Source organism: Paenibacillus sabinae T27 (assembly GCF_000612505.1).
Lineage (GTDB): Bacteria > Bacillota > Bacilli > Paenibacillales > Paenibacillaceae > Paenibacillus_AQ > Paenibacillus_AQ sabinae.
The window spans coordinates 5,257,762-5,270,569 of sequence record NZ_CP004078.1 but is presented as its reverse complement, the minus strand read 5'-3'; the positions used below and the strand labels follow the sequence as shown (position 1 = coordinate 5,270,569).

Sequence of the window (12,808 nt, the reverse complement as noted above, 5' to 3'; positions counted from 1 at the left end):
CCCAATAAGCAGGAAGAGAAGACAAAAAAAGATGGATAAACTTGAATTGTTCACAACTTTATCCACAACTTGTTGATAATATGTAGGACATTCAAATCTATTCACAATCAAAAGTAATACCATCATAGCAAAACTCCCCTTGATTTTCAATGAACCCGAGGATTTTATCCACAAATTCAACCACTTGTGTATAATTGATAGCCACAATACTACATATTGTTGATAATTTGTTTACCGTTCGACATTTTCCGGCACTTGTTTATTTTTTTATACACAGATTGTCCATCAAGCGCAGAATTTACCGCTGGTCTTTGAGCACAAGTGGATAACTTTGAAGGGCTGTGGATTATTTGTTCGGGCAAGCAAGCTGTGGATAAACTGCCGTTCAGAGAGGGGGAGCAAGGGAGCGGGATTGCAGTTGACTTTTAAAGGAGATTTATGCTTTAATATATAAAGGTGTTTTCTGCGAGGAAATTTCTCAGATAGATGAAAATGATGATCTTGTGGATACTGTTCCAGCAAGAACGGCCAAGCCGTTTTTTGACAGTCATTTAAGTTCCTGCAAGGGAGGTGCAATACATGAGACCGACGTTCAAACCGAATGTAAGCAAGCGCAAGAAGGTGCACGGGTTTCGCGCAAGAATGAGCACGAAAAACGGCCGTAAAGTGCTGGCTGCTCGCCGCCTGAAAGGCAGAAAAGTTCTGAGTGCGTAAGTCAGGCCAATAAGACCACTGCGGTGGTCTTTTTTTTCAAATAAGCCTCCTTTCGCTCTTCTATGATCCTATATTTCGACGAGAAACGGATGCCCTTCTACAATATTTGACGGCGCAGCCGTTTCTTCTTGTATATTGGAAGGAATAAGCACCGCTTATTTCCTGGTCTTCGGTCACGAGAAACGGGTAACGTCCTTTTTTTGAGGATAGATTAGCCGTTTCTTCTTGCATAATAAGGGGATGACCGTATTTTTGGGAGAGATGGCGGCCCTCCTGCTGGTCCGTTCGTTTAGTAACCTCCTCCGGTGACTATAATAATAAGAAGAAAAATTTCGAAGATCCTGATTTTGGACTTTGAGCAAGGAGATTTTTCGTGCATAAAAGCTTGCGTTTACGAAACCGCGCCGACTTCAGCCGCGTATACAGGCATGGGAAGTCGTTTGCGAACCATCAGTTTGTGGTGTACTGGTTCAATAGAAAGCAGGTTGAGCGGTTCCGGGCCGGCGTATCGGTCAGCAAAAAAATCGGAAACGCCGTCGTCCGCAACCGGATGAGAAGACTTGTGAAGGAAATTGTGCGGCATCATGAGGCCGAGATCGCCGGCGGATTGGACATGGTGTTCATCGTCCGAAAAGGGGCACTCGACATGAGTTATGCGGAGCTTGAAAAAAGCGTGCTTCATGTGCTGCGAAAAGCCAAGCTGCTCAAGGCTTCGCGCAAATAAATGGACGGCTCTGGGCTTGTTTATTTGTCTTCATAAATATGGTATGATTTACGGTGCAATGGAATGTTTAAGAGAGGGGTTATGAAGTGTCTCTACTGAAGACGAAACGAGGAAAATGGTTTCTCCTCATCGCAGCTATGGTCATGATGGTGGCCGTTCTGTCGGGCTGCAGTCAATCGACAACGGTTACGCATACGACGGAGGATTTGAAGAATGGGGGCTTCTGGCAGAGCAATGTCGTTTATTACTTTGCCTTGGCGCTTGAGACGTTTGCCGGTTGGTTCCACGGACAATACGCCCTGGCCGTCCTGGTAATGGTTATTATTGTCCGTACGCTTATACTCCCGCTTACAATGAAGCAGGTGAAGAGCTCGCGGGCTATGCAGGCCATCCAGCCTGAGCTTCAAAAAATCCAGAAAAAATATAAAGACAATCCCGAAAAGGTTCAGCAGGAAACGATGCGGCTGTTCCAGGAGAATAAAGTCAATCCGATGGCCGGCTGTCTGCCGCTCGTTGTGCAAATGCCGATCTTTATCGCTCTTTACAATTCGATCTATTACAACCCCCATCTGAGGGAGCATTCCTTCCTTTGGCTGCAGCTCGGAAAGCCTGACCACTTGTTCATCCTGCCGGCTCTCGCCGCGATTACGACATACCTGCAAACAAAGATGATGTCATCGATGAATCCAGTTCAGCAGCAAGGCCCTATGCAGTTCATGCTGATGGTTTATCCGGTTCTGATCTTCATTATGTCTTACAACTTCCCGTCCGCATTGCCGCTGTACTGGGTATTCAGCAACCTGTATACGATCGGTCAGAACTATTTCTTGTACCGGGGAAAGGGTACTCCTCCCCAAACGGCGGTCGCCGGCGCCGATTCCGGCAATAGCGGTAAGGCATCGAAGTTGAAGGAGGCCAAAAAGTCCAAATGAACAAAGTCGTCGCGACAGGGAAAACCATTGAAGAAGCTGTGAAGCGCGGACTTGCCCAGCTGGCAGCCGAAAAGGACAAGGTCACGGTAACCGTGCTTGAGCAGCCATCAAAAGGATTCCTGGGGCTTATCGGTGTGAAGGATGCGAAGGTGGAGCTCACCTTGCTGACTGATCCTGCACCGGTGCCAGCGGCGAGTGCTCCGTCACTGCCTCAGCAGAATGAACCAGAGACGAGACAAGAGGCGACCGGGGGCGCGCCCCGCCAGGATTCCGGAGATCCGATTAAGGAAGCTTATCAAGAGGCCATTCGTTTTATTGTGGATGTGGCCGCGAGCATGGGACTCCATGTGGAAGTGGAAGTCGTTCACGGCAAGGATGCCGCTACGCTGCAAATCTCCGGTCCGGATCTGGGACTGCTGATCGGCAGAAGAGGACAAACTCTCGATGCATTGCAATATTTGGCTAATATCGTTGCCAACCGCTATTCCGACAGCTTTGTCCGCCTCGTGCTGGATGCGGAGAATTTCCGCGAACGGCGCAAGAAGACGCTGGAGGATTTAGCGGATCGGCTGGCGGGCCGAGTCGTTCGTACCCGCAAGGAAGTCGTGCTGGAGCCCATGTCTCCGCAGGAACGAAAGATCATCCATTCGCGGCTCCAGGATCATCGTCAGGTGAACACCTACAGCAAGGGCGAAGAGCCGAACCGCCGTGTTGTTATTACATTGAAGCAGTGAAATATAGCCGCAATGACTCCTTGACCATAGTAAGGGGTCATTGTTTTTTTAACCTGTCTATGCCGGTTATTACATCATTAGAAAGGTGAAGGTAAGCATGATCAGCGATACCATTGCTGCCGTTTCGACGGCGGTAGGCGAGGGAGGAATCGCCATTATCCGGGTAAGCGGGCCGGAAAGCATTTCTGAGGTGGCGCCTTTGTTCCGCAGCCGGATTCCGCTGACGGAAGCGGAGAGTCACACCGTTCATTACGGCCATATCGTACATCCCGAAAACGGCGAAATCATGGAAGAGGTGCTCGTAACGGTCATGAGGGCCCCGCGTTCCTTTACCACCGAGGATGTGGTGGAGATCAGTACCCACGGCGGCGTCATCTCTGTGCGAAGAGTAATGGACATTCTGCTTCAGCAGCAGATCCGGCTTGCAGAACCCGGGGAGTTCACCAAGCGCGCTTTTCTGGGCGGAAGAATCGATTTATCTCAGGCGGAGGCAGTAATCGACCTTATCCGGTCGAAGTCCGACCGTGCTTTTTCCGTTGCGCTGAAGCAGGTTAACGGGTCCCTTTCCCAGCGGATCGGGCAGCTTCGCCAAAGCTTGCTGGAGACACTTGCGCATATTGAGGTCAATATCGACTATCCGGAGCATGATGTGGAGCTGCTGACGGCTGAATATATCAAAGACAAGAGCCGTGATGTGATGGAAGGAATCGAGCGGCTGCTGAAGACGGGAACCCAGGGAAAGATCCTGCGTGAAGGGATTACCACCGCCATTATCGGCCGCCCCAATGTAGGGAAATCATCTCTGCTTAACGCTCTCGCTCGGGAGAACAAAGCGATTGTAACTGATATTCCGGGTACAACCCGGGACGTGATTGAAGAATTCGTTACGATTAACAATATACCACTTAAACTGCTGGATACGGCCGGTATCCGTGAAACGATGGATGTGGTCGAGAAAATTGGGGTGGAACGTTCCAAAGCCGCCGTCAATGAGGCCGACCTCATTTTGTTTGTGCTGAACAACAGTGAACCTCTGCACGAGGATGAATTAACTTTAATGGAACAAATCCACGGTAGACAAGTTTTATGTATCATGAATAAAATGGACTTACCGCCGAAATTGGATAAAGATATTTTGCTGAAATATTTTGACGAGTCGGCTATCGTGCCGATGTCCGTGTTGGAAGAGGAAGGCCTCGACAAGCTGGAGGAAGCCATTTCGGAACTCTTTTTCGGAGGAAAGCTGGAGTCGGGGGATTTAACCTATGTCAGCAACGTTCGCCATATCGCTCTGCTAAAAAAAGCGCACAAGTCGCTTCAGGATGCCCATGAAGCTGCGGAGCAGCTGATTCCGATCGATATGATTCAGATCGACGTTCGGCTTGCCTGGGAGCAGCTGGGCGAAATTGTCGGGGATACGGCAGCCGATTCGCTGCTTGACCAAATCTTCTCGCAATTCTGTTTAGGAAAATAAGTTTGGCGGCCATAGAGCGCCGTTTTCATATAAAAGGAGGAAATGTAATGAGTTATGAAGGAGGAAGCTATGACGTGATCGTCATCGGCGCGGGTCATGCCGGCAGTGAAGCTGCCCTCGCCGCCGCCCGAATGGGCTGCAGCACCTTGATGGTGACGATCAATCTGGATATGATCGCTTTCATGCCCTGCAACCCGTCCATTGGCGGACCTGCCAAGGGGCATGTCGTTCGTGAAATTGATGCTCTGGGCGGTGAAATGGGACGGAATATCGACAAGACGTTCATTCAGCTCCGCATGCTGAACACCGGTAAAGGACCTGCGGTTCATGCGCTGCGCGCCCAGGCCGATAAATTTCTGTACCAGCACACAATGAAAGAAACGATGGAGAAGACGCCGAATCTGACGCTGCGGCAGGGAATGGTTGAGCGGCTCGTCGTTGAGAACGGCGAATGCGCCGGAGTAATCACCAAGACCGGAACAATTTACCGGAGTAAGTCCGTTATTTTGACTACGGGCACATATCTGCGCGGCAAGGTCATTATGGGGGAGACGACTTACGAAAGCGGGCCGAACAATCAGCAGCCGTCGGTTAAACTTTCGGAGAATTTGCGTGAGCTTGGCTTTGAACTGGTCCGCTTTAAGACTGGAACCCCGCCGCGTGTGCACAAAGATACGATTGACTTCTCTAAAACCGAAATTCAACCGGGAGACGAGCATCCGAAATTCTTCTCCTATGAGACCAAATCTTCCGAGAACGAGCAGCTTCCTTGCTGGCTGACGTATACGTCGGAAGAGACCCATTCGATCATTAATAGCAATCTGCACCGGGCGCCGATGTTTACTGGCATTATCGAAGGAACAGGGCCTCGTTATTGCCCGTCCATCGAGGACAAGGTGGTCCGCTTCAGCGACAAGCCGAAGCACCAGATTTTCCTTGAACCGGAAGGGCAAAACACCGCCGAATACTATGTTCAAGGCTTGTCTACCAGCCTACCTGAAGATGTACAGCTCTCGATTCTGCGCTCTATTCCCGGTCTGGAAAAGGTTGAAATGATGCGTAATGGATATGCTATTGAATATGATGCTATGGTGCCTACCCAATTGTGGCCAAGCCTGGAAACGAAGCGTCTGCCTGGACTGTTCACGGCTGGACAGATCAACGGTACTTCCGGTTACGAGGAAGCGGCAGGGCAGGGGGTTATGGCTGGTATTAATGCGGCCCGCAAGGTGCAGGGCAAAGATCCGGTCATTCTGGACCGTTCTCAAGGGTATATCGGCGTACTGATTGACGATCTTGTCACTAAAGGAACGAATGAGCCGTACCGACTGCTTACTTCCCGCGCAGAATATCGTTTGCTGCTTCGCCATGACAATGCCGATCTTCGCTTGACTCCGGTCGGTTATGACATCGGCTTGATCTCTGAAGAACGGTATGCGACTTTTGTAGATAAGAAACAGAAGGTCGAGCAGGAAATTCAAAGACTGCAGGACACCAAGGTTAAACCGTCCGAAGTAAATGCTGCCCTGGAGGAAAAAGGGTCGGCGCCAATTGTAGACGGCAGCAACCTGCTGATCCTGATGCGCCGTCCGGAAGTGGACTATACCTTTGTTGAACAAATCTCCCCGCCACAGGTTTCGCTTGATGAGGAGATGAAGGAGCAGGTCGAGATTCAGATCAAATATGCAGGTTATATTGAAAAGCAGCTTCAGCATGTGGAGCGTCTGCAAAAGATGGAGCAGAAGAAGCTTCCGGACGATATCGATTACAGCGATATTCATGGATTGGCCATCGAAGCCCGGCAGAAGCTGGCGAAGATCCGTCCGATTTCCATTGGCCAGGCATCTCGGATTTCCGGCGTGACCCCGGCCGATATCTCCATCCTTCTGGTGCATTTGGAGCATTATAACCGGGTAACCGCGGCGAAAGGATAAGAATCAATGGACCCGATTCAAGAACAATTTGTCCGGCGGCTGGAAGAGCGGGGGATTGTACTCTCTCAGCAGCTGGACCAGTTTGAAAGCTATTACCGGGAGCTTGTCAGCTGGAATGAAAAAATGAACCTTACCGGTATTACCGAACGTGAGCAGGTATATACGAAGCATTTTTATGATTCCCTGTCTCTTTCTTTTTTTGTGGATATGCAGGCCGTTGAACGGATGGCGGATATTGGCTCCGGTGCCGGATTTCCGGGCATCCCGCTTAAAATTGCCTTTCCTCATTTAAAGCTAACGATCGTCGATTCACTGAGCAAGCGGATCTCGTTTCTTAAGCATGTCTGCGATGAACTGAAGCTGGAAGGGGTCGAGCTGATTCATGGACGGGCTGAGGATATTGCTCGTCAGACATCCCACCGGGACAGCTATGATCTGGTTACAGCGCGGGCGGTTGCAAGAATGGCTTTGCTCAATGAGTTCTGCCTGCCCTTTGTCCGTAAAGACGGCATCTTTGCCGCAATGAAGGGCAGCGACCCGACAGAGGAGTTGAGTGAAGCCAAGTTCAGTCTGAAAGAGCTGAGAGGTCAACTTGAAAAAGTAGAGCCATTCAGCTTGCCGATAGAGGATTCTGCCAGGCACATTATTTTTATCCGCAAAACGGGAGCAACACCCGCTAAGTATCCGCGAAAAGCGGGTATACCTGCCAAAACACCCCTTGTCTGAATGTTTCACGTGAAACATTTGGAAACTACGTTGTCAGCATCGATTCAAGCCGTCTTCCTATGGGAAGGCGGTTTTTTTCAAATATCAGAAAGTATAAGCTTCGCGCTTATCCTTAGCCTGATATTTTTACGAGAGACGGATGCCTTCCTCTTCCAGAGGACGGCGAAGCCGTTTCTTCTTATGGCTCAATAGATTTTAATGTCGATCTGATATAATCAGGTCCATTTATAATTCAACACTGCGGATTTATGGATGGTCAACTCGCTATTGTGCCGACATTGAAAAAGCGCCGTTTTGCATTTTCTCACAGAGAGCTTTCACGATAAAAACGGAAAAATAGGTCTACACGAAGAATAGGATTATGGGCGGAAAAGTGATAGAATAATATAGTAACATTGCGGTGCCCCAAGCGCCGTATAGGCACGTTCAAATGTTTTTTCATTCTTGCAGCATATGACGCAGGACCGACTGGCCTTTTGGGAATCCCACATTAACGGGACCGGCAAGAGGATCGTTTCGCCGACATAGAGCTGGGCTGTGCCTGTACCGCATACATTAGGAATAGCTTGTACGATTGTTTTTCCGGGAATTGGTCTAGGATCGTACTATAACGAAATTAGGTGGTAATGAACGGAATGAAAGAACAATTCACCAGACTGTTTGGATTTACCGAACGAAGCAGCGGAGAAGAGATTAAACAAATCCCGGTCAATGAAGTCATCAGCAGTCCTTATCAGCCACGAACGATTTTTGATGATGAGAAGATCGATGAGCTATGCCAGACGATTAAGACCCACGGAGTTATTCAACCGATTGTCGTCCGCATGAAGGATTCTCAATATGAGATCATAGCGGGGGAACGTCGCTGGCGGGCGGTTAAGAAATTGGGGATGGAGAGCATTCCAGCAATCATCCGGGATTTCAACAACTCGCAGGCAGCCTCGATTGCACTCATCGAAAATTTACAGCGCGAAGGACTCACTTCCATCGAAGAAGCGATCGCATATCAGAAGCTGATCGATTTGCACCAGTTGACCCAGGAGAGTCTCGCGCAGCGTCTCGGTAAAAGCCAATCCACCATTGCCAACAAAATCCGGCTTCTTCAGCTGCCGGAAGAGGTTAAAGCGGCTTTGATGGAACGAAAAATCACGGAAAGGCATGCGCGATCCCTATTGTCGCTCGATAGCGAAGAAATGCAGCTTAAGGTTCTTGGAGAGATTATTTCCAAGGGATTGAACGTCAAGCAGACCGAAGCGCGCATCGCTTTTTATAAGGAAGCATCCAAGATCAAGAAAGCGAAACGCATTTCTTATACGAAGGATGTACGATTGGCCCTGAATACGATTCGCCAATCCATAGAAATGGTCACCGGCTCCGGCATGGAAATTAAGACCTCCGAGAATGACCGCGGCGACCATTATGAGATTTTGATTCAAATTCCAAAAAAATAAAGTGTTGCAAAGCTGAAGGCGGCCCTGAGGTGATTGGCCGCCTTTTCTGCGGCTAATCCCGTGAGTTGTCACAAGCATGAGCAGAGCCGCAACAGCTCCTCATCTTAGAACGACTACAAGATTCTTCCTAACTATTCGAGGTGAATTAAGTGTCCAAAATTATTGCCATAGCAAATCAAAAAGGCGGTGTCGGTAAAACAACGACTTCTGTAAACCTGGGTGCCGGTTTGGCTACTTTGGGCAAAAGGGTACTGCTTGTTGACATTGACCCACAGGGAAACACCACAAGCGGTGTTGGCATAAACAAAGCAGATGTGGAAAACTGCATTTATAACATTTTGATTGATGAAATTGCCCCGCATGAAGCCATCCTGGAGACGAAGATCGACGGTCTGCATATTATCCCGGCAACGATTCAACTGGCAGGTGCGGAAATTGAATTGGTATCCACCATTTCCAGAGAGCTGCGGCTAAAGAAGGCGCTTGGACTGGTGAAACAGCAATATGATTACATTATTATTGATTGCCCGCCATCTTTGGGTATCCTTACCATCAACTCACTGACAGCGGCCGATTCGGTTATCATTCCGATTCAATGCGAGTATTATGCGCTTGAAGGTTTGAGTCAGCTGTTGAATACCGTTAGACTGGTTCAGAAAAACTTGAATCCTCATTTAAGAATTGAAGGCGTCCTTCTGACAATGCTGGATGCGCGGACCAATCTGGGCATTCAGGTCATTGAAGAAGTTAAAAAATATTTTCAGGAAAAAGTGTATCGGACGATTATCCCTCGCAACATCAGATTGAGTGAAGCCCCATCTCATGGACAATCCATCATTACTTACGATCCGCGTTCCAAGGGAGCGGAAGTGTATACCGAGTTGGCAAAGGAAGTGGTATCTTATGAGTAAGCGTTTGGGAAAAGGATTGGATGCCTTAATCCCTTCCTTGTCCATTAACGAAGACGATAAAGTAGTCGAAATCCCTCTTTCTCAGCTGCGTGCCAATCCTTACCAGCCGCGCAAAGATTTTAATGAAGAGAGCATTCAGGAATTGGCCGAATCCATTCGTCAGCATGGCGTGATTCAGCCGATCATTGTACGCAGTGTCGTTAAAGGATATGAAATCATTGCCGGTGAACGCCGATTCCGCGCATCCCAATACTGCGGCAAAGCAACGATTCCGGCGGTGGTTCGCAGCTTTACCGACCAGCAGGTTATGGAAATTGCATTAATTGAAAATCTGCAGCGCGAGAATTTGAATGCCATGGAAGTAGCCGTAGCCTATCAGGGGCTGATGGATCAGTTCTCACTTACACAAGAAGAGCTTTCTTTAAAGGTCGGCAAATCACGCTCTCATATTGCGAATTTTCTGCGGCTGTTGACGCTGCCGGAAGAAGTGAAGGATTTTGTTTCACGTGGAACAATTTCCATGGGGCATGCACGGGCGATTGTTGGATTGAAGGAGCCGGAGCTGATCAAGCAGTTGGCACAGCAATGTGTCGATCAACAGTGGAGTGTACGAGAGCTGGAAGAAGCGGTGAAAAATTTGGATCGCAAACCGGCAGGGGCAGCCAAAGCTAAAACGGTTAAACGCGATCCTTACATTGATAGTGTGGAAGAAACTTTGCGGGAGCGATTCAAAACAACCGTAAAGATTAAACAGGGGAAAGATAAAGGTAAGATTGAGTTGAACTATTACAGTGCTCAGGATTTGGAACGCCTCCTAGAACTGCTCGGAAATTAATCAAGCACATGGAAAACATATCCTGGTCTATCCGAAAAGGATAACAATGGATATGTTTTTTGCACGAAAAAGCGGATGCTATGAGAAAAGGGGGCTTGAAATTGAAGGAGCTTGTCTATTTGGATCATGCGGCGACCTCGTGGCCGAAGCCACCGGAAGTTGTGCAAGCGATGATGGATGCACTGCAGCATGCGGGAGCCAATGCCGGAAGAGGGAATCACTCTATGGCAATCGGTACAGGGAGAATGTTAATCCGTGCTCGGGCGGCGCTTGCTGAACTGTTCGCGGTCGCCAATGCTCAGGATATCGCGTTTACACATAATACAACGATGTCACTTAATATGGCCATTCAAGGGACACTTCGCGAAGGGGATCATGTCATCTCCACCATGACGGAACATAATTCAGTTCGGCGCCCTTTAGAGTATCTGCGGAGAACGAAAGGTATTGAAGTTGATTATTTAAAAGTGGACGCGGAAGGGCAGCTGGATCTGCGGGAATTGGAGCAGACATTCAAGAGCAACACCCGAATGGTCATTTGCAGCCATAGCTCCAATCTGCTCGGAAGCATTCTGCCCATTGGCGAAATCGGGGACATTGCCAAGAGACATAGAGCTGTGTTCTTGGTTGATGCCGCCCAAAGTGCCGGCTCGGTAGATATCGATGTGAAACAGATGAATATCGATCTTCTTGCCTTTCCCGGGCATAAAGGTCTGCTTGGGCCACAGGGAACAGGAGGATTGTATATTTCGCCTGATCTGGACTTGGAGCCGCTAATGCATGGGGGTACGGGCAGCCAGTCGGAGTATAGCGAGCAGCCCAATGTAAGGCCGGACAAATATGAAGCGGGAACGCAAAATACAGTAGGGATCGCGGGGTTGCTTGCCGGCGTTCAAAAAGTAAAGTCGCTGGGTACAGAATATATTTGGTCGCATGAATGGGGCCTAATCCAAACCTTAATGGAGGGGATGGGGAGTATCCCCGGCATAAGATTTTTGGGCCCGTCTATAGGTTCTCCGCGCACAGGACTTCTGTCTTTTGTTATTGAGGGAGAAGAATCGGCGCAAATCGCCCACCGTCTGGATCGGGAATACGGCATTGCCGTAAGAGCCGGGATGCATTGCACGCCGCTGGCGCATAAATCCGCAGGAACGATAGAGAGCGGTGCGGTGCGGGCAAGCGTTGGTGTGGATACGACTGAGCAGGATGTCGGTATGATGCTGCATGCGATGAGGGAACTCTACGGCAAACGGTGAAGCAGATAAAGAAAAAGGACGGTCTTATCGATGTCAGAAATGAATCAATTTATAAGCGATCAGCTGCAGTGGCTGATTCCGGGGTTAGCCATTTTGCTGTTGTTCATACTTATTGTCGTTCTTGTTCAAGGCAGTAAATTACGGTCCATGCGGCGTAAATATGATGCCATGATGTCGGGAACCGGAATCGACGATTTGGAAAGCCTGCTGATTGATTTGAAAAATCAGAACGAAATGCTGGAAGAGAATCAACAGGCGCAAAAGGCCGGACTGGAAGCACTGCAGCTTAAAGTGAAAGGTTTGCAGGGGCGTGTGGCCCTGAAACGGTATAACGCCTTTGGAGAGCGGGGGAATGACCTCAGCTTCTCAATGGCTGCTGTGGATGAACGCGGAAACGGCATAATTATCACCAGCCTGCACAGCCGGGACAACTCTTACATCTATGCCAAGCCATTAAAAGAGGGAGAGTCGCAATACCCGCTGTCCCCCGAAGAGAAGGAAGTTACTACTCAAGCGCTGCAGCGGACCTAGAATGGGTATGCCACTGCTTCAGAGCGGAAAAGAGACTGGAAGCGATAATCTCGGATAACCGCATGACCAGACTGAGCCGTGTGTTCTGCAGAACGAAATATTCCATAAAGCCGCCGACGTTAACGATGCCCGTCAAATGGATATCGCCTACCGGCGGCAATTGTTTGTTTACGCCCGCTCCGGGGCGCAGAGGGCCTTCAACGACCTGGATGGAGCCAACGCTTGTTGAATGCCCGAGACAGGCATCTATGCCGATGACATAGGGCTCCTGATGCTGTTCCCGGATAAGGCCGAGTGTCTCCTCCAGATTGACCGCATGTACCGGGTTGTCGAGTGTCCCGTACAAGGTGAACAGCGGGCTGTGATAGCGCGACAGGGCGGTGCCTACAAGCGGTCCTAGAGCATCGCCGGTCGAACGGTCAGTGCCAATACAGACAACCACAATCTGAGATCCTGGACGAACGCGGGAAAAGTGGAATAAGAGACGATGGATGATCGCAGAATAGATTTCAGGGTCCGCATGTGATATTTTTAAACAAGACATCTCTTGCAAAGGCACTGGTTTAGAGGAATAATACATATAATC

Annotated in this window: 13 protein-coding genes; 12 read left to right on the top strand and 1 reads right to left on the bottom strand. The window is 49.2% G+C overall.

Annotation, left to right across the window (positions count from 1 at the left end; genetic code table 11):
- Positions 1–579: 579 nt before the first annotated feature.
- The 12 genes from rpmH to PSAB_RS24305 all read left to right on the top strand — a co-directional run bounded on the left by rpmH (position 580) and on the right by PSAB_RS24305 (position 12,222).
- A complete protein-coding gene (gene rpmH, locus PSAB_RS24365) occupies positions 580–714 on the top strand; it encodes a 50S ribosomal protein L34 (protein ID WP_025337168.1) in 135 nt (44 codons plus the stop codon).
- Between the two features lie 373 nt (positions 715–1,087).
- Positions 1,088–1,438: a ribonuclease P protein component gene (gene rnpA, locus PSAB_RS24360; protein ID WP_025337167.1), complete on the top strand. Its 351-nt coding sequence runs from the start codon at positions 1,088–1,090 to the stop codon at positions 1,436–1,438.
- Positions 1,439–1,524: 86 nt separating this feature from the next.
- The gene (locus PSAB_RS24355; RefSeq protein WP_025337166.1) at positions 1,525–2,370 is read left to right on the top strand and encodes a YidC/Oxa1 family membrane protein insertase; all 846 of its coding nucleotides are present in this window, start codon (positions 1,525–1,527) and stop codon (positions 2,368–2,370) included.
- On the top strand, positions 2,367–3,104 hold the full coding sequence (jag, locus tag PSAB_RS24350; RefSeq protein ID WP_025337165.1) for an RNA-binding cell elongation regulator Jag/EloR: 738 nt from the start codon (positions 2,367–2,369) through the stop codon (positions 3,102–3,104). Before PSAB_RS24355 ends, jag begins: the two co-directional genes overlap by 4 nt.
- A 97-nt stretch (positions 3,105–3,201) precedes the next feature.
- A complete protein-coding gene (gene mnmE / locus PSAB_RS24345) occupies positions 3,202–4,578 on the top strand; it encodes a tRNA uridine-5-carboxymethylaminomethyl(34) synthesis GTPase MnmE (protein WP_025337164.1) in 1,377 nt (458 codons plus the stop codon).
- 47 nt (positions 4,579–4,625) lie between these two features.
- On the top strand, positions 4,626–6,512 hold the full coding sequence (gene mnmG / locus PSAB_RS24340) for a tRNA uridine-5-carboxymethylaminomethyl(34) synthesis enzyme MnmG (protein ID WP_025337163.1): 1,887 nt from the start codon (positions 4,626–4,628) through the stop codon (positions 6,510–6,512).
- Between the two features lie 6 nt (positions 6,513–6,518).
- Positions 6,519–7,238, top strand: coding sequence for a 16S rRNA (guanine(527)-N(7))-methyltransferase RsmG (rsmG, locus tag PSAB_RS24335; RefSeq protein WP_025337162.1), 720 nt, complete (start codon positions 6,519–6,521; stop codon positions 7,236–7,238).
- Between the two features lie 635 nt (positions 7,239–7,873).
- The gene (noc, locus tag PSAB_RS24325) at positions 7,874–8,689 is read left to right on the top strand and encodes a nucleoid occlusion protein (RefSeq protein WP_025337160.1); all 816 of its coding nucleotides are present in this window, start codon (positions 7,874–7,876) and stop codon (positions 8,687–8,689) included.
- Between the two features lie 149 nt (positions 8,690–8,838).
- Complete coding sequence (locus tag PSAB_RS24320; RefSeq protein WP_025337159.1) at positions 8,839–9,600, top strand: ParA family protein; 762 nt, start codon at positions 8,839–8,841, stop codon at positions 9,598–9,600.
- Positions 9,593–10,435: a ParB/RepB/Spo0J family partition protein gene (locus tag PSAB_RS24315; RefSeq protein WP_025337158.1), complete on the top strand. Its 843-nt coding sequence runs from the start codon at positions 9,593–9,595 to the stop codon at positions 10,433–10,435. Before PSAB_RS24320 ends, PSAB_RS24315 begins: the two co-directional genes overlap by 8 nt.
- Before the next feature lie 101 nt (positions 10,436–10,536).
- Positions 10,537–11,691 carry an aminotransferase class V-fold PLP-dependent enzyme gene (locus PSAB_RS24310; RefSeq protein ID WP_025337157.1) on the top strand — a complete coding sequence of 385 codons (1,155 nt, stop codon included), beginning with the start codon at positions 10,537–10,539 and terminating at the stop codon, positions 11,689–11,691.
- A 30-nt stretch (positions 11,692–11,721) separates the two neighbouring features.
- On the top strand, positions 11,722–12,222 hold the full coding sequence (locus tag PSAB_RS24305) for a DUF4446 family protein (RefSeq protein WP_025337156.1): 501 nt from the start codon (positions 11,722–11,724) through the stop codon (positions 12,220–12,222).
- Here the strand turns inward: PSAB_RS24305 and yyaC are convergent.
- The gene (gene yyaC / locus PSAB_RS24300; protein WP_025337155.1) at positions 12,197–12,802 is read right to left on the bottom strand and encodes a spore protease YyaC; all 606 of its coding nucleotides are present in this window, start codon (positions 12,800–12,802) and stop codon (positions 12,197–12,199) included. The genes PSAB_RS24305 and yyaC overlap by 26 nt on opposite strands.
- Positions 12,803–12,808 lie beyond the last annotated feature (6 nt).